The 21,614-nt window shown below is 54.4% G+C and carries 20 protein-coding genes; 7 read left to right on the top strand and 13 right to left on the bottom strand.

Annotation, left to right across the window (positions count from 1 at the left end; genetic code table 11):
* Window positions 1-74: 74 nt before the first annotated feature.
* From nadC to hofC, 4 genes are all read left to right on the top strand, one after another.
* Window positions 75-968, top strand: coding sequence for a carboxylating nicotinate-nucleotide diphosphorylase (nadC, locus tag P0H77_RS04675; protein WP_276163792.1), 894 nt, complete (start codon window positions 75-77; stop codon window positions 966-968).
* A gap of 267 nt (window positions 969-1,235) precedes the next feature.
* Entirely contained in the window at window positions 1,236-1,673 is a 438-nt protein-coding gene (gene ppdD, locus P0H77_RS04670; RefSeq protein ID WP_276163791.1) for a prepilin peptidase-dependent pilin, read from the top strand.
* Between the two features lie 12 nt (window positions 1,674-1,685).
* Window positions 1,686-3,071, top strand: a complete 1,386-nt coding sequence (gspE, locus tag P0H77_RS04665) for a type II secretion system protein GspE (RefSeq protein ID WP_276163790.1) — start codon at window positions 1,686-1,688, stop codon at window positions 3,069-3,071.
* Entirely contained in the window at window positions 3,061-4,263 is a 1,203-nt protein-coding gene (gene hofC, locus P0H77_RS04660; RefSeq protein ID WP_276163789.1) for a protein transport protein HofC, read from the top strand. The genes gspE and hofC overlap by 11 nt, the downstream gene beginning before the upstream one ends.
* Window positions 4,264-4,292: 29 nt before the next feature.
* Here the strand turns inward: hofC and P0H77_RS04655 are convergent, their stop codons facing one another.
* Window positions 4,293-5,336 (bottom strand): GMP reductase, encoded by a 1,044-nt coding sequence (locus P0H77_RS04655; RefSeq protein WP_276163788.1) that lies wholly within the window; start codon window positions 5,334-5,336, stop codon window positions 4,293-4,295.
* 227 nt (window positions 5,337-5,563) lie between these two features.
* Between P0H77_RS04655 and coaE the strand changes: the two genes are divergently transcribed.
* Genes coaE through yacG form a run of 3 tightly spaced genes read left to right on the top strand, consistent with a single transcriptional unit; the run spans window position 5,564 to window position 7,134 of the window.
* Window positions 5,564-6,184 carry a dephospho-CoA kinase gene (gene coaE, locus P0H77_RS04650; protein ID WP_276163787.1) on the top strand — a complete coding sequence of 207 codons (621 nt, stop codon included), beginning with the start codon at window positions 5,564-5,566 and terminating at the stop codon, window positions 6,182-6,184.
* Window positions 6,184-6,930 carry a cell division protein ZapD gene (zapD, locus tag P0H77_RS04645; RefSeq protein ID WP_276163786.1) on the top strand — a complete coding sequence of 249 codons (747 nt, stop codon included), beginning with the start codon at window positions 6,184-6,186 and terminating at the stop codon, window positions 6,928-6,930. Before coaE ends, zapD begins: the two co-directional genes overlap by 1 nt.
* 9 nt (window positions 6,931-6,939) lie before the next feature.
* On the top strand, window positions 6,940-7,134 hold the full coding sequence (gene yacG, locus P0H77_RS04640) for a DNA gyrase inhibitor YacG (protein WP_276163785.1): 195 nt from the start codon (window positions 6,940-6,942) through the stop codon (window positions 7,132-7,134).
* A gap of 113 nt (window positions 7,135-7,247) precedes the next feature.
* Here the strand turns inward: yacG and mutT are convergent, their stop codons facing one another.
* The 12 genes from mutT to murD form a co-directional block, all read right to left on the bottom strand.
* Complete coding sequence (gene mutT / locus P0H77_RS04635; protein WP_276163784.1) at window positions 7,248-7,640, bottom strand: 8-oxo-dGTP diphosphatase MutT; 393 nt, start codon at window positions 7,638-7,640, stop codon at window positions 7,248-7,250.
* A gap of 58 nt (window positions 7,641-7,698) precedes the next feature.
* Complete coding sequence (gene secA, locus P0H77_RS04630) at window positions 7,699-10,404, bottom strand: preprotein translocase subunit SecA (protein ID WP_276163783.1); 2,706 nt, start codon at window positions 10,402-10,404, stop codon at window positions 7,699-7,701.
* A gap of 58 nt (window positions 10,405-10,462) precedes the next feature.
* Window positions 10,463-10,963: a secA translation cis-regulator SecM gene (gene secM / locus P0H77_RS04625; protein ID WP_276163782.1), complete on the bottom strand. Its 501-nt coding sequence runs from the start codon at window positions 10,961-10,963 to the stop codon at window positions 10,463-10,465.
* A 258-nt stretch (window positions 10,964-11,221) separates the two neighbouring features.
* Complete coding sequence (lpxC, locus tag P0H77_RS04620; protein WP_276163779.1) at window positions 11,222-12,139, bottom strand: UDP-3-O-acyl-N-acetylglucosamine deacetylase; 918 nt, start codon at window positions 12,137-12,139, stop codon at window positions 11,222-11,224.
* Window positions 12,140-12,239: 100 nt separating this feature from the next.
* Window positions 12,240-13,388, bottom strand: coding sequence for a cell division protein FtsZ (gene ftsZ / locus P0H77_RS04615; RefSeq protein WP_276163778.1), 1,149 nt, complete (start codon window positions 13,386-13,388; stop codon window positions 12,240-12,242).
* Window positions 13,389-13,451: 63 nt separating this feature from the next.
* A complete protein-coding gene (gene ftsA / locus P0H77_RS04610; protein WP_276163777.1) occupies window positions 13,452-14,714 on the bottom strand; it encodes a cell division protein FtsA in 1,263 nt (420 codons plus the stop codon).
* Window positions 14,711-15,544: a cell division protein FtsQ gene (ftsQ, locus tag P0H77_RS04605; protein ID WP_276163776.1), complete on the bottom strand. Its 834-nt coding sequence runs from the start codon at window positions 15,542-15,544 to the stop codon at window positions 14,711-14,713. Before ftsQ ends, ftsA begins: the two co-directional genes overlap by 4 nt.
* A 1-nt stretch (window position 15,545) precedes the next feature.
* Complete coding sequence (locus P0H77_RS04600; protein WP_276163775.1) at window positions 15,546-16,466, bottom strand: D-alanine--D-alanine ligase; 921 nt, start codon at window positions 16,464-16,466, stop codon at window positions 15,546-15,548.
* A complete protein-coding gene (murC, locus tag P0H77_RS04595; RefSeq protein WP_276163774.1) occupies window positions 16,459-17,934 on the bottom strand; it encodes a UDP-N-acetylmuramate--L-alanine ligase in 1,476 nt (491 codons plus the stop codon). The genes P0H77_RS04600 and murC overlap by 8 nt, the downstream gene beginning before the upstream one ends.
* Before the next feature lie 53 nt (window positions 17,935-17,987).
* Window positions 17,988-19,055: an undecaprenyldiphospho-muramoylpentapeptide beta-N-acetylglucosaminyltransferase gene (gene murG, locus P0H77_RS04590; protein WP_276163773.1), complete on the bottom strand. Its 1,068-nt coding sequence runs from the start codon at window positions 19,053-19,055 to the stop codon at window positions 17,988-17,990.
* On the bottom strand, window positions 19,052-20,296 hold the full coding sequence (gene ftsW / locus P0H77_RS04585) for a cell division protein FtsW (RefSeq protein WP_276163772.1): 1,245 nt from the start codon (window positions 20,294-20,296) through the stop codon (window positions 19,052-19,054). The genes murG and ftsW overlap by 4 nt, the downstream gene beginning before the upstream one ends.
* The gene (gene murD / locus P0H77_RS04580) at window positions 20,296-21,612 is read right to left on the bottom strand and encodes a UDP-N-acetylmuramoyl-L-alanine--D-glutamate ligase (protein WP_276163771.1); all 1,317 of its coding nucleotides are present in this window, start codon (window positions 21,610-21,612) and stop codon (window positions 20,296-20,298) included. Before murD ends, ftsW begins: the two co-directional genes overlap by 1 nt.
* Between the last annotated feature and the right edge of the window lie 2 nt (window positions 21,613-21,614).

Here is a 21,614-nt window from a genome sequence, read left to right as displayed (position 1 = left end):
ATTAGTGGTGCGAATATGCGCTTCAGAGTAGCATGTTTCCACCTCAAGCCTGGTTACCAATTTGGAGTTTTATCATGTCCGCACGCCGTTATAATCCCGACCATCGACGTGACGCTCTTCTGCAACGTATTGCCCTGGATATTCCTGCCACGGTCGCGCAGGCGCTGCGTGAAGATTTAGGCGGCGAGGTCGATGCGAATAAAGATATTACCGCGCAGCTGTTGCCGGAAGAGAGCCGCGCTCACGCAGTGGTTATCACCCGCGAACACGGCATATTTTGTGGTAAACGCTGGGTTGAAGAGGTGTTTATCCAGCTTGCAGGTGATAACGTTCAGGTGAGCTGGCATGTTGAAGATGGCGATAGCGTCGTCCCTAATCAACCATTATTTGAACTGGATGGCCCCTCACGCGTGCTGTTAACCGGTGAGCGGACGGCGCTGAATTTTGTCCAGACGCTGTCCGGCGTGGCCAGTGAAGTCCGCCGCTATGTCGACCTGCTGGCGGGAACCAAAACGCAGCTGCTGGATACGCGCAAAACCCTGCCCGGCCTGCGCACCGCGCTGAAGTATGCGGTACTGTGCGGCGGGGGAGCCAACCATCGTCTCGGCCTCTCGGATGCTTTTCTGATCAAAGAAAATCATATTATCGCCTCCGGTTCAGTCAGACAGGCGGTAGAAAAAGCGTTCTGGCTGCATCCGGATGTCCCGGTTGAAGTCGAAGTTGAAAATCTTGATGAGCTGGATGCCGCGCTTAAGGCGGGCGCTGACATCATTATGCTGGATAACTTTACCACCGACCTGATGCGTGAAGCGGTGAAACGGACGCGCGGGCAGGCGCAGCTTGAAGTTTCCGGCAACGTGACCCACGAGACGCTGCGTGAATTTGCCGAAACCGGCGTGGATTTCATTTCCGTTGGCGCGCTGACCAAGCACATTCGTGCGCTGGATTTGTCGATGCGTTTCCGCTGATTTTGAATAGCGGTTGAAAGTGATGTCAAATAGCCCGTCGTCTTCGGGGCGACCGTCGGGTTGGGCCTCCCTCCAGGAACCCGATCCCGACGTTTCCCGTGTTAACCTTTGATGTTGGTCACCGTTTTTCGTATCGCCTCGCAAACCGATGTAACGCCCATGCAACGCGGTCAAAAAGTCGGGAAGCCATCTTCACGATTGGACTTTTACCGCTCGTCGCTTCGTCTTTCCCCTGCCAGAGTGCTCGCATTTACTAAGGAGCACACGATGAACAGACAGCAAGGATTTACGCTTATTGAACTGATGGTGGTGATTGGCATCATTGCTATTCTCAGCGCCATCGGCATTCCCGCCTATCAAAACTACCTGCGCAAAGCCGCGCTAACCGATATGTTACAAACGTTCATACCCTACCGCACAGCAATTGAGCTTTGCGCGCTGGATCATGGCGGTCTGGCCGATTGCGACGGGGGTAAAAATGGCATTCCCTCACCGACCACGACCCGTTACGTTTCAGAGATGAGCGTGGCACAGGGCATCGTTACGCTGACCGGGCAGGAAAGTCTCAACGGTCTTAGCGTAGTAATGACGCCGGGCTGGGACAATGCTAATGGCATAACGGGCTGGCAGCGGGTGTGCAATATCCAGCAGGACAGCGCACTCCAGCAAGCATGCGAAGACGTTTTCCGCTTCGATATACAGTAAGGAGATACAAAGATGAAACGGGAACAGCTCATCGCTTTATGTAAACGTTATGGCGCAGTGTTATTAGATAGCGACGACGACACGCTCAATATTGCCGTTGTCGGCGATCCCGGTAATCAGCTACTGGAATCCTTGCGCTTTGCCACGCAAAAGCGGATTGATATTGAATGCTGGTCACAAGAAAGAATGGATCAGCACCTGAATCTGTCTACACAAAGCCATCTGCCTGCCGTGAGTGAAGGCAGCGGCACGGCCGTGGAGTTACTAAATCAGGCTCTGGAACAGGCGCTTTTACAGCGGGCTTCGGACATCCATTTTGAACCTCTGGCCGATCGTATGCGGATCCGCTTACGCGTGGACGGCGTGCTGCATCAACTAACGACAATTCCACCTGCGCTTGTCGCCAGTGTCATCGCGCGGTTGAAAGTGCTGGGTAATCTCGATATTGCTGAACGCCGCGTGCCGCAGGACGGACAGTTTACGGTTGAACTGACAGGGAAGCCGGTTTCCTTTCGTATTGCCACGCTGCCGGGTAAATATGCTGAAAAAGTGGTGCTCAGGCTGCTTCATCAGGTAGAGCAGGCGCTGGATATCCGGCAACTGGGCATGACGGCCCTTCAGGAGGATGCGTTCAGTAACGCACTAAAAATGCCGCAGGGGCTGCTGCTGGTCACCGGTCCCACCGGTAGTGGTAAAACCGTCACGCTTTATAGCGCGCTTCAATCACTTAACACATCTGAGGTGAATATTTGTAGCGTCGAGGATCCGGTGGAGATCCCGCTTGAGGGGATCAACCAGACGCAGATCAACCCGCGTGCCGGTCTGACGTTTCAAAAGGTCCTCCGCGCCCTTCTGCGTCAGGATCCGGATATTATTATGGTGGGAGAAATCCGCGATGGCGATACCGCGGAAATTGCGATTAAAGCCGCGCAAACCGGGCATCTTGTGCTTTCCACATTGCATACCAATTCCACTACCGAGGCGCTGGTCCGTTTGCAACAAATGGGCGTCGCTCGCTGGATGCTCTCTTCCTCGCTGTTATTAGTGGTGGCTCAGCGACTGATGCGCAAACTGTGTCCACATTGTCGTACGCAAACTGGCGAGCATACTGCCGTGCCTCCCTCTCTCTGGCGGCGTCCCCTGCCTCGCTGGCGGGCCACCGGCTGCGACCGTTGCTATCACGGCTTTTATGGCCGAATAGCCTTATTTGAAGTGCTTCCTGTTGAGGGCAAGCTGCGTCAGGCGATCGCCAGCGAACACAGCGCGGTGGACATTCAATCCCAGGCGCAGCGCGAGGGAATGACCACGCTATTTGAAAATGGCTGCCTGGCGGTGGAACAAGGTCTGACGACGGTAGAAGAACTGTTACGCGTACTGGGAACACTGCATGAAGGTTAAACACCTCTGGCAGTGGCGTGGGCTGACCCGACAGGGCGAAATGCAGCAAGGCGTTATATGGGATGCCAACCGTACGGCGGCGCTGATGGCGCTTCAGCAGCAGCATATTACCCCCCTTGGGCTAAAACGCTGCGTGGTTCGTCCCTCTCTCTGGCATCGCGAACATAGTTGCCGTGTTATTCGACAGCTGGCGACGCTGCTTCGCGCCGGGCTCACGCTGCCTGAGGGATTGAGGCTACTGGCGCAGCAGCAACCGGGTAAACAATGGCAGGCGCTGCTGCAACACGTCGGTCAGGAGCTGGAGAAAGGTGTCGCGTTTTCCATCGCCCTCAAACCGTGGCCGCAGGCGTTTCCTACGCTATGGCTGGCGATGATCCGCACCGGTGAGCTGACCGGCAGACTTGAACAGTGCTGCTTTCATCTGGTGGCGCAGGAGGAGGCGCAGCAGCGTCTGGCGGCAAAGGTCCGAAAGGCGCTGCGTTATCCGATCATTATTCTGACACTGGCGCTCGCGGTAGTCATGGCGATGGTATGCTGGGTGCTACCGGAATTTGCGGCAATTTATCAGACGTTCAATACACCGCTGCCTGCATTGACGCGCGGCGTTATGGCGTTTGCAGACGTTATTCAGCAATGGGGAATATATCTCCTCGTTACCCCGTTAATCATCGTCGGGGTGTTTAACAGGCTACAGCATAATACGAGCTGGCGGATGCGCAGGCAAAAATGGCTGCTGGCATGTCCCATAGCCGGTAGCCTTATCCGCGGACAAAAGCTTAGCCATATTTTCAGCGTGCTGGCGCTGACCCAAAGTGCCGGCATCGCTTTTTTGCAAGGTTTGCACAGTGCCAGCGAGACGCTGGACTGCCCTTACTGGCAGCGTGTCCTGCATCAGGTCCATCAGGATATTACTCAGGGCTCGCCCGTCTGGCAGGCCATGGAAAGGAGCGGCGAATTTAGCCCGCTCTGCCTTCAGTTGATCAGAACCGGTGAAGCATCGGGTGCGCTGGATACGATGCTGGAGGATCTCGCACGTCATCATAGCGAAAAGACACAAGCGGTGGCGGATAATCTGGCGTCATTGCTGGAGCCAATACTTCTGATCGTTACCGGGGTGATTATCGGGACGCTGGTCGTGGCGATGTATCTGCCCATTTTTCATCTGGGAGATGCCATGAGCGGAATGGGATAATTGCGCTGGCTTGCGCCAGCGCAGAAGCATTACAGGCTATTGAAAACGCGGTTTTCCTGTTCCTGCACGCGAATAAAGGTCGTGCGCTTGGTCAGTTCCTTCAGACGGGAAGCCCCTACATATGTACAGGCTGAACGCAGACCACCGAGGATATCGCGCGCGGTATTGTCTACCGGGCCGCGCAGAGGCAGCTTCACGGTTTTTCCTTCTGCCGCACGATAACCGGCAACGCCGCCAACGTGACGGTTCATCGCGGACTCGGAGCTCATGCCGTAGAACAGCATAAATTTCTCACCGTTCTCTTCGACTACGGTTCCGCCGCTCTCTTCGTGTCCGGCCAGCATCCCGCCCAGCATGACAAAATCAGCCCCGCCGCCGAAGGCTTTAGCCACGTCGCCCGGCATGGTGCAGCCACCGTCGCTGACGATTTGCCCGCCGAGGCCATGGGCCGCGTCCGCGCATTCAATAACCGCGGAAAGCTGCGGATAGCCAACGCCGGTTTTCACGCGAGTCGTGCAAACGGAGCCAGGACCGATACCGACTTTCACGATATCCGCGCCGGAAAGAATCAGCTCTTCGCACATCTCACCCGTCACCACATTGCCTGCACAGATGGTTTTGTTCGGCCAGGCTTCACGCGCTTTGGTAACAAACTGCACGAAATGCTCGGAATAACCATTCGCCACATCAATACAAATAAAGCTCAGCGCGGGATGAAGGTTAAGGATCTGAATGGTTTTCTCAAAATCGGCATCGGAGGTGCCGGTAGAAACCATGACGTGTTTCAGCACATCTTCAGAAACACTCTGAATAAACCCTTTCCAGTCTTCCGGCGTATAGTGCTTATGCACTGCCGTCAGGATGCCGAACGAGGCCAGCGCTTTCGCCATGCCAAAGGTGCCCACGGTATCCATATTCGCCGCGATAATTGGCACGCCTGACCATGTCAGACCGGAGTGTTTAAAGGTAATGCTGCGCTCCAGCTCAACTTCGGAACGGCTTTTGAGGGTAGAGCGTTTTGGGCGGATAAGAACGTCTTTAAATCCTAACTTCAGATCTTCTTCGATACGCATGAACGGATTCCTGGGGTTAAGGGCAACAGAAAATAAGACATAACTCCAGTGACGTTATCATACGCACTAATCGTGACTCCGCAAGACTGCGATTTTCTCTTTTTTTACGCTACAATCCTATAAATTTACCTGGTGAACCGTGGGAAGATAATTATCCGCGCTCGCTATAAATTTTCCTTTTTTAACCTTCTGATTTTGAATATCAAATTATTCCGGGACTGGCTTTTATGAGGTATACGGTAGCGTTAACAGGCGGTATTGGCAGCGGTAAAAGTACGGTTGCGGACGCCTTCGCCCTGCTGGGCGTTAACGTGATTGATGCCGATATTATTGCCCGTCAGGTCGTGGAGCCTGGCACTCCGGCGCTCAATACCATTACTGAACGTTTCGGTCCGTCGATGCTTACCGCTGACGGAGGGCTTAATCGCCGACGTCTGCGCGAACGTATTTTTGCCCATCCCGACGATAAATCGTGGCTTAACGCACTACTGCATCCGTTGATCCAACAGGAAACCCAGCGGCAATTCCGCCAGGCCACGTCCCCCTGGGTGCTGTGGGTGGTACCACTGCTGGTAGAAAATCGGCTTTATGAAAAAGCCGATCGCGTCCTCGTGGTGGATGTCTCGCGCGAAACTCAGCTGCAAAGAACGATGCAGCGTGACGGCGTGACGCGTGAACACGCCGAACAAATTCTCTCTGCCCAGGCTACGCGTGAACAGCGTCTGGCCGTGGCGGATGACGTTATTGATAACAACGGCACGCCAGATGCGATTGCATCGGACGTTGCCCGTCTGCACGCGCAGTATCTGAAGTTCGCGGCGCAGACTGTTTCACAGGAAAAACCGTAATGCATCATACGCACATTCTTTTTGAGCACCCGCTAAACGAAAAAATGCGCACCTGGCTGCGCATCGAATTTTTAATTGAGCAGATGTCCGCCGCGCTGCCGGTCACCGACTATGCGGGTGCGTTGCATTTCTTTCGTAATGTCGGCGATTTGCTGGACGTACTCGAACGCGGTGAAGTTCGTACAGAACTGTTGAAAGAGCTGGAACGTCAGCAGAAAAAATTACAGGCATGGGCCGATGTGCCCGGCGTGGATGTAAATCGTATTGACGCGTTGCGCCAGCAACTGAAGGCCTGTGGCAGTACGCTGATGTCCGCGCCACGAATGGGGCAGCTATTACGCGAAGATCGCCTGATTGGGCTGGTACGCCAGCGGCTGAGTATTCCCGGCGGCTGCTGTAGTTTCGATTTACCCACGTTGCATATCTGGCTTCATTTGCCACAAGCGCAGCGCGATGCACAGACTGAACAATGGCTTCTCAGCCTGCAACCGCTTCAGCAGGCGCTGACGTTAATTATGGATCTGATCCGTAATTCAGCGCCGTTCCGCAAGCAAACCAGTTTGCACGGTTTTTATCAGGATAACGGTGAGGATGCCGATCTGCTGCGCCTGCAATTGCCGCTGGAGGAACAGCTTTATCCGCAAATTTCCGGGCATAAAAGCCGCTTTGCGATCCGTTTTTTGCCGCTGGATAGCGAAAATGGTCAGATCCCCGATCGTTTCGATTTCGAACTGGCTTGTTGTTAAGGAGAGTCTATGTCTGACGCCACCGTGGTTAATTGCCCCACCTGCGGCAAAACGGTTATCTGGGATCAACGCAGCCCGTTTCGTCCATTTTGCAGCAAACGCTGCCAGCTGATCGATCTTGGCGAGTGGGCTGCGGAAGAAAAACGGATCCCCAGCGCGGGCGATCTGTCTGACAGCGATGACTGGAGCGAAGAGAAGCAGTAAATACAATCCCGCCGGGTGGCGCTGCGCCTTACCCGGCCTGTGGGCTGGTGCTGTCTGTAGGCCCGTGCAAGCGCAGCGCCACCGGGCATTATTCGACCCCCGGCGCCTGAATCTTAAACGGCGTTCACCAGCCTGGCGATAACCGGTGCATTCGCCGGCGGAAAATCGTCCGCATTTAATTCGTTTACCGCAATCCAGCGCCCCGTCTGTCCTTCTTTACCCCACGGCTCCCCTTCCCAGCGGTCTACCAGCCAGAACCACAGCGTGATATGGCGGTCCGGGAATTCATATTCCAGCTTATCGAATAACGTGGCGTTATGCGGCGTGATCCCCACCTCTTCCTGCAACTCACGGGTCAGCGCCTGCTCCGGCGTTTCGTCGGCCTCAATTTTCCCACCGGGAAACTCCAGCTTATTCGCCATATGCGCATCAGCCGCACGCTGGGTAATGAAAATCTCATGCTGCGGATTACGAATAATCCCCACGGCAATTTGCAGTTTTTTCATATTGTTACTTCCATAAAAAAGGCGCAGTCGCCTGCGCCTTCCGTGGTTAGCCCGGCCCTTAACTCAGGCGGCCATGGCACTGTTTGTATTTTTTACCGGAACCGCACGGGCACGGATCGTTACGGCCAACTTTGCGTTCGCCGGTCTGTTCCGCAATGGCTTCAGCCGCTGCGGTGTGATCGTCCTGATGGCTGAGCTGCTGCATCTGCGCCAGACGTTCGGCTTCTTCGCGGCGCTGCTGTTCCATCTCTTCCACTTCTTCCGGCTCGCGCACCTGTACTTTGCTCAGGGTACTGATCACTTCATATTTCAGAGATTCCAGCATCGCAGCAAACATAGAGAAGGATTCGCGTTTGTATTCCTGCTTCGGATCTTTCTGCGCATAGCCACGCAGATGGATACCCTGACGCAGATAATCCATTGCTGCCAGATGCTCTTTCCACAGCGAGTCGAGGGTTTGCAGCATGACGCCTTTTTCGAAATGGCGCATCATTTCAGCACCCACGATCTCTTCTTTACGCTGATAAACCTCGATCGCGCTGGCAAGGATACGCTCACGCAGCGTCTCTTCATGCAGCTCCGGCTCTTTATCCAGCCACTCAGTAATAGGCAGGTCGAGATCGAAATCGTTCTTCAGCCTTTCCTGCAGACCAGGGATATCCCACATTTCTTCCAGCGACTGTGGTGGAATATGGTTATCGATGGTCGCTTTGAACACGTCTTCACGGATGCTATTGATGGTTTCGCTTACGTCCGACACGTCCAGCAGTTCGTTACGCTGGGTGTAGATGGCACGGCGCTGGTCGTTGGCCACATCATCATATTCAAGCAGCTGTTTACGAATATCAAAGTTACGGCTTTCGACTTTACGCTGAGCGTTGGCAATGGCTTTGGTAACCCACGGGTGCTCAATGGCTTCGCCCGGTTTCATCCCCAGTTTACGCATCATCCCCGCCACACGATCGGAGGCGAAAATACGCATCAGAGCATCTTCCATCGACAGGTAGAAACGGGAAGAACCCGCATCCCCCTGACGACCGGAACGGCCACGCAGCTGGTTATCGATACGACGCGATTCATGGCGTTCAGTACCGATAATATGCAGGCCGCCGGAGGCCAGTACCGCGTCGTGACGAACCTGCCAGTCGGCTTTAATTTGAGCAATCTGTTCCGGGGTCGGTTCTTCCAGCGCAGCGACTTCTGCCTGCCAGCTGCCGCCCAGCACGATATCCGTACCACGACCTGCCATGTTGGTAGCAATGGTCACGGCGGCCGGATAACCCGCCTGCGCGACGATATCTGCTTCGCTGGCGTGGAATTTGGCGTTCAGCACGTTATGTTTGATGCCGGCTTTCACCAGCTCATTCGACACCACTTCTGATTTTTCAATTGAGATAGTACCGACCAGCACCGGCTGACCGTTTGCGGTACGCTCTTTAATATCTTCAATGATCGCCTGGATTTTTTCCGCTTCGGTCATATACACCAGATCCGCCATATCCTTACGGATCATTGGACGGTTAGTCGGTACAACCACGGTATCCAGTTTATAGATGGAACTGAATTCGAAGGCTTCGGTATCCGCCGTACCGGTCATACCAGCCAGTTTTTCATACAAACGGAAGTAGTTCTGGAAGGTAATGGACGCCAGCGTCTGGTTTTCGTTCTGAATTTCCACGCCTTCTTTGGCTTCAACGGCCTGATGCAGACCATCTGACCAGCGGCGACCCTGCATGGTACGACCGGTATGTTCGTCGACGATGATGACTTCGCCATCTTTAACGATGTAGTCAACGTCGCGGGTAAACAGGGCATGGGCGCGCAGTGCGGCGGTCACGTGGTGCATCATCATGATGTTGCCCGGCGAGTAAAGCGATTCGCCCTCTTCCATGATGCCTTCTTTGACCAGCAGTTCTTCAATCAGCACCAGACCACGTTCGGTTAAGTTAACCTGACGCGCTTTCTCGTCTACGGAGAAATGGCCTTCGCCCTGGAAGGTATCGGAGTCTTCTTTTTCCTGACGGATCAGATGCGGGATGATTTTATTCATCTGCTTGTACATTTCTGAACTGTCTTCCGCCGGACCGGAGATGATCAGCGGTGTACGCGCTTCATCGATCAGGATGGAGTCCACCTCATCCACCAGCGCGTAGTGCAGTTTACGCTGAACGCGCTCTTCCGGGCTAAACGCCATGTTATCGCGCAGATAGTCAAAACCGTATTCGTTGTTGGTCCCGTAGGTGATATCGGCTGCGTAAGCTTCACGCTTTGCTGGTGCAGGCAGGCCAGACATGTTGATACCAACGGTCATGCCGAGGAATTCAAACAGCGGGCGGTTATTTTCGGCGTCACGCTGTGCCAGATAGTCGTTGACGGTAACCACGTGAACGCCTTTGCCCGACAGAGCATTCAGGTAAGCTGGCAGCGTTGCGGTCAGCGTTTTACCTTCACCGGTACGCATTTCCGCGATGCAGCGCTCGTTCAGCACCATACCGCCAAGCAACTGGACGTCAAAGTGACGCATGCCAAATACGCGCTTACTTGCTTCACGCACCACGGCAAAGGCTTCCGGGATCAGACTTTCAACGGTGTCGCCTTTTGCCAGGCGCGCGCGGAACTCTGAGGTTTTGGCTTTCAGCTCTTCATCAGAGAGCTTTTCCATTGCCGGTTCCATACTGTTAATCAGGTTGACCGCTTTGCGCATACGGCGCAGGGTACGATCGTTACGACTACCGAAAACTTTAGTTAATAATTTGATTAGCATAATAAAATCTCAAACGCCCCGCTGTGCGGAGTCAAAAATTAGTTGAAGGAAAAATAATTCAGCTAAGGCGTTGAGGTCCGGCGCGGATACCCTGTGCCTGGCTTATCCATGCACAGACGCTAAAGGCGGATTTGGGTACGAAAGACGCAATGGCAACCTGACGGACAATGACCGGCGGTTTGCTCTCCTGCGTCAGCATCGCGCTGAGGGTGTTAAGTAGTGCAATGTGGTCCGCTTTACGCGAAAGCGGTTCCTCGGCAACCGGCAATACCTGCGGAGCCATGGCAAAGGAAAGGTGGCGGATCACCGTGCGGATGGCGTGTTGATGCCAGTAGTCCACGGTAAATGAGGGGCGACGGTTCGCCTCGAGGAGTGCCAGGTGAGTAAAATTAACGCCTGAAGGACGATCGTGGCTGCTGGCCGCGGCTTTCGCCGGAACGGCAGGCTCTGTGTTGCCGAGTGCGGGCAGGCCAAAACCAGCCGCGACCATCCCCAACAGGAGATGCGGCCAGAAATACCGTCTGCCTAACTGTCGCCAGCGCGTCAGCAACCCACTCACTCAATTCACCACTCTGTCAAACCTGCAAGAGCCTGACGCTCTACAATTTATATCCTGTAATGATATTACCATTAATGCATTGACCCGGCAGTAGTAATAAAGCCTGGAAAAGAGATAAACAGATTAAGAAAACGGCAATCAGACGATGGATAATGCAGAAAGGCGGTTAAGGGGAACGTCACGGGAAAGCAAAAATGAAAAACGACTGGTCTTCCTGGACGGAGAGGGTGCCAGGTTAACCAGTCGAATTTTAGGGCGTTATGCCAGAACCAGAGAAGGCGCTTTGAATGCCAGCGGCAGTTCGGCGTCGTCTTCGAAGGTGGCATACTCCCAGGCTTCCTGTTTTGCGAGGACAGCCTGTAGCAGTTTGTTGTTCAGCGCATGGCCGGACTTATAGGCAGTAAACGCACCAATAATATTGTGGCCACACATGAACAAGTCGCCGATAGCATCCAGCATTTTGTGACGAACAAATTCGTCTTCAAAACGCAGGCCGTCATCGTTCAATACACGATAATCGTCAACAACGATGGCACAATCGAAGCTACCGCCCAGGCATAAGCCACGAGACTGTAAATATTCGATATCGCGCATGAAACCGAAAGTACGTGCACGGCTGATCTGACGCATAAAGGCGTCCGCAGAGAAGTTCATCGCATAGCGCTGGTTGCTGGAATCAATCGCCGGATGGTTAAAGTCGATGGTAAAGTCCAGCGAAAAACCATTAAACGGTTTGAATTCTGCCCATTTGTCGCCATCTTCGACGCGAACGGTCTCTTTGATGCGAACGAATTTCTTCGCGCAGTTCAGTTCGTCGATGCCTGCGTCTAACAGCAGGTAAACGAACGGAGCGGCACTGCCGTCCATAATCGGCACTTCAGGTGCATCGACTTCAATGACAATGTTGTCGATACCCAGGCCAGCCAGTGCGGCGTTCAGGTGCTCTACCGTTGATATCCGTACGTCATGCTCATTGACCAGGCAAGTACAGAGCATGGTATCACGCACAGATTTGGCATCGGCCGGAAAATCTACCGGTGGATTCAAGTCGGTGCGACGATAGATGACCCCGGTATTTGCCGGCGCAGGGCGCAACGTCAGCGTGACTTTCTTGCCGGTATGTAAACCGACGCCAGTCGCCTGAACGATACGTTTAAGTGTCCTTTGTTTGATCATCGTATAATCTCGCCAAATTACCTATCCAACCGAAGTGTACTATACATTCGGGCGAGCAGTTTAGCACAAAGAGCTAAGATGCCCAACTTCCAGCCAATTCTTAATCGGCTTGTTTACGCAAAAAGGCAGGAATATCTAAATAATCCGGCTCTTTTGCCTGAGACGTCGTGTCGTTAACGACCTTCGCAACGGGCTTCTGCTCCTGCGTCAACGGTGCCATACCGTGCTGCTGATAGCGATCCAGTACCGGCTGCTGCGTCTGTTTGTTAGTGACCAGGGTAATTTCAGGACGTTTATCCATGCCAATACCAGTCGCAACGACAGTAACGCGCAGTTCGTCGTTCATATCCGGATCCAGAGAAGTACCGATAACCACGGTCGCATTGTCTGAAGCAAACGCACGGATGGTGTTACCAACGGTTTCAAACTCATCCAGACGCAGGTCGAAGCCCGCCGTGATGTTGACCAGAACGCCACGCGCGCCGGACAGATCGATATCTTCCAGCAGCGGAGAAGAGATAGCCATTTCCGCCGCTTCTTCCGCACGGTCTTCACCGCTGGCAACGCCGGAACCCATCATCGCATAGCCCATTTCGGACATTACCGTGCGCACGTCCGCAAAGTCGACGTTCATCAGGCCCGGACGGGTGATCAGCTCGGCGATACCCTGAACCGCGCCTTTCAGCACGTCATTCGCCGCACCAAACGCATCGAGAAGCGAAATCCCGCGACCCAGCACTTTGAGCAGCTTGTCGTTCGGGATGGTGATCAGCGAGTCAACGTGCTTGGACAGCTCGGTGATCCCCTGCTCGGCAAATGCCATGCGCTTCTTGCCTTCAAAGTTAAAAGGCTTGGTCACAACCGCGACCGTCAGAATACCCAGATCTTTTGCTACTTCTGCCACCACAGGCGCAGCACCGGTACCTGTACCGCCACCCATACCGGCGGCGATAAAGACCATGTCTGCCCCTTCAAGCGCTGCACGCAGGGCTTCACGATCTTCGTCAGCTGCATTGCGCCCTACTTCCGGGTTAGCCCCAGCGCCCAGACCTTTGGTGATGCCACCACCGATCTGAATCGTCTGGCCAACCGCCGTTTTACGCAGCGCCTGAGCGTCGGTATTGACCGCGAAGAATTCAACACCTTCGATGCGCTCACGCACCATGTGTTCAACGGCATTGCCGCCGCCGCCACCGACGCCGATGACTTTAATCACCGCGTCGTTGGTCAGTTCCATAGGTTCAAACATAGTTTCTCTCTCCGTTGTGCCTGTCGCCTGAGATCGCTAATTTTCTGCGTTCTCTTAAAAAAATCAAAACTCTTTTCGTAGCCAACTATTCAGCCGTTTAATCCACGAGCTGACGGATGCCGTCACCCGTTTTTCAACTTCCGCTTCACCGTTTAAGTGGGATTCTTTCCCATAGTGCAGCAGTCCCACCGCCGTGGAATAGTACGGCTCCTGGGCATAATCCGTTAATCCGGTAATATTCAGCGGTGCGCCAATTCGCACCTGAGTGTGAAATACGCGTTGCGCGCAGGCCGCCAGGCCTTCAATTTGCGCCGCGCCACCGGTTAATACAATGCCTGCTGCCAGATGGTGTTTCACCCCTTTTTCACGCAGCATTTCCTGCAATTGCAAAATCTCTTCGTTCACCAGGTTTAGCAGTTCGTTATATCGTGGTTCGATAACCTCTGCCAACGTCTGGCGCTGCAGGCTGCGCGGCGGACGTCCACCTACGCTTGGGACCTCCACGCTCTCGTCTTTACCGACGATAGAGCCAAACGCACAGCCGTGACGAACTTTAATGGCTTCGGCATCGCTCGGTGGCGTACCGAAGGCATAAGCGATATCGCTGGTCACAACATTCCCCGCATACGGGATCACTTTCGTGTGACGCAGCGCTCCGCCTGTATAGACGGCGATGTCCATTGTACCACCACCGATGTCAACCACACAGACACCCAGCTCACGTTCGTCTTCAGTCAATACGGAATAACTGGACGCCAGCCCGGCAAAAATCAGTTGGTCAACTTTTAAACCACAACGTTCAACGGCTTTGACAATATTTTTCGCCATATCGTTGTGGCAGGTGATCAGGTGCACTTTTGCCTGCATGCGCACGCCTGATAAACCCACCGGATTTTTAATACCTTCCTGGTAATCAATGGCATATTCCTGAGGAATAACATGCAGTACGCGGTGTTCATCTCGCACGCGAACCGATTTCGCCGTATGCACGACGTTTTCCACGTCTTCCTGCGTCACTTCTTCTTCTGAAATGGGCACCATGCCAATTTCATTCTGACAACTAATATGTTTACCTGAAAGCGCCAGATAAACCGAGGATATTTGGCAGTCAGCCATTAATTCAGCCTGATCGATAGCGCGTTGTACGCATTTTACTACCGATTCAAGATCGTTTACCCCACCTTTATCCATACCACGCGACGGGCAACTGCCCACGCCAATGATATTGACCATACCGTCGGGCAGAACCTCCCCTACTAAAGCAGCCACCTTTGCGGTGCCAATCTCCAGTCCAACTACCAGTTTTCTGTCCGTCGCCTTGATCATTGTTGCTCTGCCTGTGCCTGATTCTGTTGTTGATTAGGTTCCTCAGCCGGTGCCGGTACCCAACCGACTGCCGCGCCCGAGTCATAGCGCAAATCAACGTAGCTAATCCGTTTGCCTTCGGTCTGCGCTTGCTGTTGTAAAACTGGATACAGTTCTATAAAGCGCTCCAGACGTTTCATCGTATCACCGCGTCCCAGATTAAGCCTGATATCATTATTAAGCGTTAATTGCCAGGAACGGCGCGCGGTCATTGCCGCCATTTTTAACGTGAACTTGTCCTTTGCCAGCACCTTCCCCATATCGCGATAGCCTTGCAGTACTTCGTTTTCACTTCCTTCAGGACCTGAGAGCATCGGCAAGTTTACGTTGCTGGTGCGATCTGAAGGTACGCTGAAAGAATTACCATCAGCATCGACCATATGCTGATCATTCCATCGTGCTATCGGCACATATTCAACCAGATGAATCTTTAATTCGTCCGGCCATTGCTTTCTGACGCTCGCCTGTTTAATCCACGGAAGACGTTCAATCTGGCTCTGGATAATATTGACATCCTGAGTCATAAACGTGCCCGGTGCGCCAAGTGCCAGAATAGATTGCCGAATATCATCATTACGGGTGTAGTGACGATCGCCGGTTACCACCAGTTTGGAGAGCGGTAAACGCTGCGCATCATCCATCCAGCCCAATATCATCCAGCCGCTTATTAACACGGTACATAACACCGCCAGCAGGAAAATAATTCCCGCCAGACGCGTTCCATTATTTCGCCGGGAAGAAGAAGCCGCTTCCTCTTCGCGGTTTCGCGTGTTCAGCGCAGCCTGCGACATATCAACCCGCCAGGTCCAAAATTCGTACGACCAACTGCGAGAAGCTCATCCCGGCCTGACGCGCCGCCATGGGCACCAGGCTGTGATTGGTCATACCCGGAGAGGTATTCGCTTCCAGCAGATAAAACTGGCCATCGCTGTCCAGCATGACGTCAATTCTTCCCCAGCCGCGACAGCCGAGAACATTCCATGCATTCACTACCAGAGACTGTAATTGTGTCTCACGCTCTGCTTCCAGACCGCTTGGGCAAAAATACTTCGTCTCATCAGAGAGATACTTCGCCTCATAATCATAGAAGGTTCCAGCAGGTTGAATGCGAATTGACGGTAAAATTTCTTCACCGAGCATCGCGACGGTAAATTCTGGCCCGCTGAGCCATTTTTCGATTAAAACTTCTTCATCATGCTGAAAAGCCAGCGTTAACGCAGCATGTAAAGTGTCAGCTTCTGTTACTTTTGACATGCCAACGCTGGACCCTTCCCGGCTGGGCTTAACAATAAGCGGAAGCCCGAGGTCGGCAATGCGCTGCTGCACGTCAGAAGAAAGCCCGTCAGTGAACGTTTTGCGGGTTAAGGCCACCCATGGAGCAACAGGTAAACCGGCACCCTGCCAGAGCAGTTTGCTGCGCAGTTTATCCATGGAGATAGCAGACGCCATTACGCCACTACCGGTATAGGGCAGATCTGAAAGTTCCAGTAATCCCTGTATCGTTCCATCCTCTCCCCCACGTCCGTGCAAGGCTATAAATACTTTCTGAAACCCCATATCTTTGAGATGGGTGATGTCCGTTTCACGCGGGTCTACAGGCCAGGCATCAACGCCAGCTTCACGTAAACCTGCCAGCACCGCAGCGCCGGAATTGAGTGAAACGTCACGCTCTGCGGAGGTACCGCCGAGCAGGACGGCTATCTTATCAGCCATGGCGCTCTTCCTCCTGGGTTTGCGACTTCAGTTTGATTTCCGATAAGTTACGCGCGATTTTACCTATATTCCCCGCGCCCTGAACCAGAATCAGATCGTTGCCGGTGAGTACCGGTGCCAACATTTCAGCGACCTGCGCCGGATCGGAAACCAGAATCGGATCGACCTTGCCACGTCCACGGATAGTACGACATAAAGAGCGGCTGTCCGCGCCAGGGATCGGTGCTTCGCCGGCCGGATAGACTTCCAGCATCAACAGTGCATCGACTTGTGTCAATACCCTGGCGAAATCATCGTAAAGATCGCGGGTACGCGTGAAGCGGTGCGGCTGGAATAGCATGACCAGATTTTTGTCCGGCCAGCCTGCTCGCGCGGCTTTAATGGTCGCGTCGACCTCGGTCGGATGATGGCCGTAGTCATCAATAAGCATGGCGGTGCCTTGCTTACCGTTGACCTCTTCCAGCGGATATTCACCGAGGAAATCAAAGCGACGGCCGGTGCCCTGGAAACTTTCCAGCGCGCGCAGGATCGCATCGTCTTCAATGCCTTCTTCTGTGGCGACCGCGACCGCCGCTGCCGCATTCAGGGCGTTATGGCGGCCTGGCGCATTCAGGGTCACCTGCAGCTCGGGTTTGTCCTGACGCAATAAGGTAAAGTGGCCCTGCGGACCGTTTTGTTCGTAATTCTCAATGCGAACGTCTGCGTCATCACTGAAGCCGTAGGTCGTCGTCTGGCGGCCAACGCGCGGCAGCAGTTCACGGATCACCGGATCGTCAACGCACATCACCGCACGGCCGTAGAAAGGCAGGTTGTGCAGGAAATTAATAAACGTCTGCTTCAGGTTTTCGAAGTCGCCCTGATAAGTATCCATATGGTCAGCTTCGATATTGGTCACGATAGAAACCATCGGCTGTAAATGCAGGAACGACGCGTCGCTCTCATCGGCTTCGGCGATCAGATAGCGGCTATGGCCCAGACGAGCATGCACACCAGCGGCTTTTACCAGACCACCATTAACAAATGTCGGATCCAGGCCGGCTTCAGCATAAATACTGGCGACCATAGCCGTCGTCGTGGTTTTGCCGTGCGTACCGGCGATGGCGATGCCGTGACGAAAACGCATCAGTTCAGCCAGCATTTCTGCGCGACGGATAACCGGGATGCGCGCTTCATGCGCGGCAACGATTTCCGGGTTATCGGCAGAAATGGCGGTAGAGACCACCACCACACTCGCATCAAGCACGTTTTCCGGGCGATGGTTGAAATAAATGGTCGCCCCAAGCGACGCTAACTGCTGCGTGACCGGGTTCGGTGCCAGGTCAGAACCGCTAATCTGGTAGCCTTCGTTGGCCAGAACTTCGGCAATACCACCCATGCCAGCACCGCCGATGCCGACAAAGTGAATGTGCCGGACGCGACGCATCTCGGGCACAATTGAACGCAGTTTAGCCAGTTGTTGTGTATTCATTCTTTAACGCCATCACTTCAAATATTCATGCGGTGCAAACGGCACCACCACAGTCAGGCCCGGGCTGCCAGGCTCACTTCATTTGCGACACGTTCCGTCGCATCAGGAATGGAGGCCGCGCGCGCGCGTTCTGCCATTTTTAACAGGGTTTCCCTGTCCCAACCTGCCAGCGTTGCAACGATGGCCTCCACGGTAAATTGTGGCTGCTCAAGAATTTTTGCCGCGCCCGCTTTTTCCAGCGGCAGCGCATTCCAGTACTGCTGGCGATCTTTATGCTGAAACGGTACGAATAGCGCCGGTAAACCGGCGGCAGCGATTTCACTCACCGTCAGCGCGCCGGAGCGGCATACCACCACATCAGCCCAGGCGTAAGCGGCAGCCATATCGTCAATAAACTCGGTCACTTTATGCTGCGGCTGGCCTGCGGCGATATACGCCTGCTCGACGGTTTGCTGCGCGCCTTTTCCACTCTGATGCCAGAGTGTGACTTTATCACCCAGTTTTGCCGCGACTTCCGGCAGCGTCTGGTTTAACACCCGTGCGCCCTGCGATCCGCCGATCACCAGCACCCGCACCGGGCCATCACGCCCGGCCAGCCGCGTCTGCGGCAGCGGTAGCGCCAGCACATCGGTTCTGACCGGGTTGCCGACCACATCCGCATGGGGGAATGCGCCGGGGAACGCCTGCATGACTTTTTTAGCAATTTTCGCCAGCCATTTATTGGTCAGACCCGCAATGCCGTTTTGCTCATGCAATACCACCGGAATGCCCAGCGACCACGCCGCCAGTCCGCCCGGACCGGAGACATAACCGCCCATGCCCAGCACCACGTTCGGCTGAAAACGTTTCATAATCGCCCGCGCCTGACGCCAGGCGTGATAAATGCGCAGCGGAGCTAACAATTGCGCTTTAATGCCTTTACCGCGCAGCCCTGTGATCTGAATAAAGTCGATCTCAATGCCGTTTTTTGGTACCAGGTCCGCTTCCATACGATCGGCGGTTCCCAGCCAGCGCACCTGCCAGCCCTGCTCCATCAGATGATGGGCGACCGCCAGCCCCGGGAACACGTGTCCGCCGGTACCGCCCGCCATTACCATCAACCGCTTACCCTGACCGCTCATCGTTGACCTCGTGTGAACGCCTGGGCTTTTTCCAGACGCGTTTCATAATCTATGCGCAATAACATCATGATAGCCGTCGACATAATTAACAGGCTCGACCCACCGTAACTGATTAATGGCAACGTCAGCCCTTTGGTCGGCAGCATGCCCGCTGCCGCGCCGACGTTAACTAATGCCTGGAAGCTAAACCAGACGCCGATTGAACAGGCCAGAAAGCCTGAGAAACGCTGGTTAATTTCCAGCGCCTTACGGCCAATCGACATCGCGCGAAAAGCGACGAAGAATACCATCAACAGCGCCAGTACCACACCGATATAACCCAGTTCCTCACCGATAATCGCAAAGATAAAGTCAGTGTGGGCTTCCGGCAGATATTCCAGCTTCTGTACCGAGTTCCCCAGCCCCTGTCCCCATAATTCACCGCGGCCAAATGCCATCAGCGATTGGGTTAACTGGTAGCCACTGCCAAACGGATCTTCCCAGGGATTCCAGAAAGAGGTCACGCGGCGAATACGATAGGGTTCTGCAAGGATCAGCAGCACCACCGCTGAAATACCCATCCCGATGATGGCGATAAACTGCCACAGTTTTGCTCCCGCAAGGAACAGCATCGCCAGGGTGGTCACGAACAGCACTACTACCGTACCAAGGTCCGGCTGCGCCAGGAGCAGGATCGCCAGCACAAAAATCACGCCCATCGGTTTTAAGAAGCCGCGCAGGTTATTACGCACTTCGTCTGCTTTACGCACCAGGTAGTTAGCGATGTAACAAAACAGCGCCAGCTTGGTAAATTCCGCAGGCTGTATGCGCAGCGGTCCAAAGGCAATCCAGCGCGATGCGCCGTTAACAGAGCTGCCGACCACCAGAACAATCAGCAGCATAATGATGGAGGCAATCAGCAGTGATGTACTGTAACGCTGCCAAAAATCCATCGATAGCCGCAGGGTGATCATCGCCAGGCAAAAAGCCAGAAACAGATACAGCGCATAGCGTTTAGCAAACAGGAAGGGATCGTCCGCCAGACGCTGCCCCACCGGCATTGAGGCTGATGTCACCATTACAAAACCAATCGCTGCAAGGCCCAATGTCAGCCAGAGCAGCGTGCGGTCGTACATAATCAGGCTGTCCGCATCTTTCTGACGCGACGCCATGACCCAGCCTTTCATTGCCGTGAATAGCCATGCCAGGATGCTAAATCCGGGCAGGCGCGGCATTCTCAGGCGTGGGAGGGATAAACGCATTAACCAAGCTCCTTCGCCAGACGGGCAAAGATTTCGCCCCGTTGCTCAAAATTTTTAAACTGATCCAGGCTGGCGCACGCGGGAGACAGCAATACCATGTCGCCGGGCTGCACACGCGTGGCGATAAGACGCATCGCCTCTTCCATCGTCTCGGTTTGCTCAGCAATTTCCGCACGCAATTCCGCCAGCTCCGCACCGTCGCGTCCAAAACACCACAGGCGGATGTTATCGCCGACGAGATAGCGTTTCAGGGAAGAAAAATCCGCTGATTTTCCGTCGCCGCCCAGCAGCAGATGCAGCGTGCCATCGACCTGAAGCCCGTTAAGCGCGGCCTCCGTGCTGCCGACGTTGGTCGCTTTAGAATCATTGATCCAGCGCACGCCGTTATGCACCAGTACCGTTTCGAAACGATGCGCCAGACCGCTAAAGGTAGTCAGCGCTTTCAGGCTGCTGGCGCGCGGCAGATTCACGGCATCCGCCAGCGCCAGCGCCGCCAGCGCGTTGGTATAGTTATGCTGACCGGTCAGTTTCATTTCGGCCACGTTCAGCACTTTCTCACCCTTCGCACGCAGCCAGGTTTCGCCCTGCTGACGGTTAAGATGATAATCGCCGACATCCACGCCAAAGCTGACGCAGCGCGCATCGGCACCACGCACCGGCATGGTCAGCGCATCATCAGCGTTCACTACGCAGACGGTGGCGTTTTCATAAACCTTCAGCTTTGCCGCACGATACTGTTGCAGGCCAAACGGATAGCGATCCATATGATCTTCCGTCACGTTAAGGATCGTCGCTGCCGCCGCTTTCAGGCTGGAGGTGGTCTCCAGTTGGAAGCTGGAAAGCTCCAGAACGTACAGTTCACGCGCCGGATCCAACAGCATCAGCGCGGGCAGACCAATATTGCCGCCAACGCCAACATTCACACCTGCCGCTTTGGCCATCTCACCAACCAGCGTCGTGACGGTGCTTTTACCGTTTGAGCCGGTAATCGCAATAACCGGAGCCTGTGCTTCACGGCAAAACAGCTCAATGTCACCGACAATCTCAACGCCCGCCTCAGCGGCCGCGCTGAGCGAAGGATGCGCGAGCGCAATACCAGGGCTGGCAACAATCAGATCGGCGGCCAGCAGCCAGTCGTCATTCAGGCTGCCCACATGGCTTTCAACGCCTTCCGGCAGCTTATCCAGTCCGGGCGGCGCGGCGCGGGTGTCCATTACGCGCGGCGTCACGCCACGCGCCATGAAAAAGTCCACGCACGACAGTCCGGTTAGCCCCAGACCGATGATGACCACTTTTTTATCCTGGTAATCTGCCATGA

Source organism: Superficieibacter sp. HKU1 (assembly GCF_029319185.1).
Taxonomy (GTDB): domain Bacteria; phylum Pseudomonadota; class Gammaproteobacteria; order Enterobacterales; family Enterobacteriaceae; genus Superficieibacter.
This window is presented reverse-complemented; position numbering and strand designations above follow the sequence as displayed.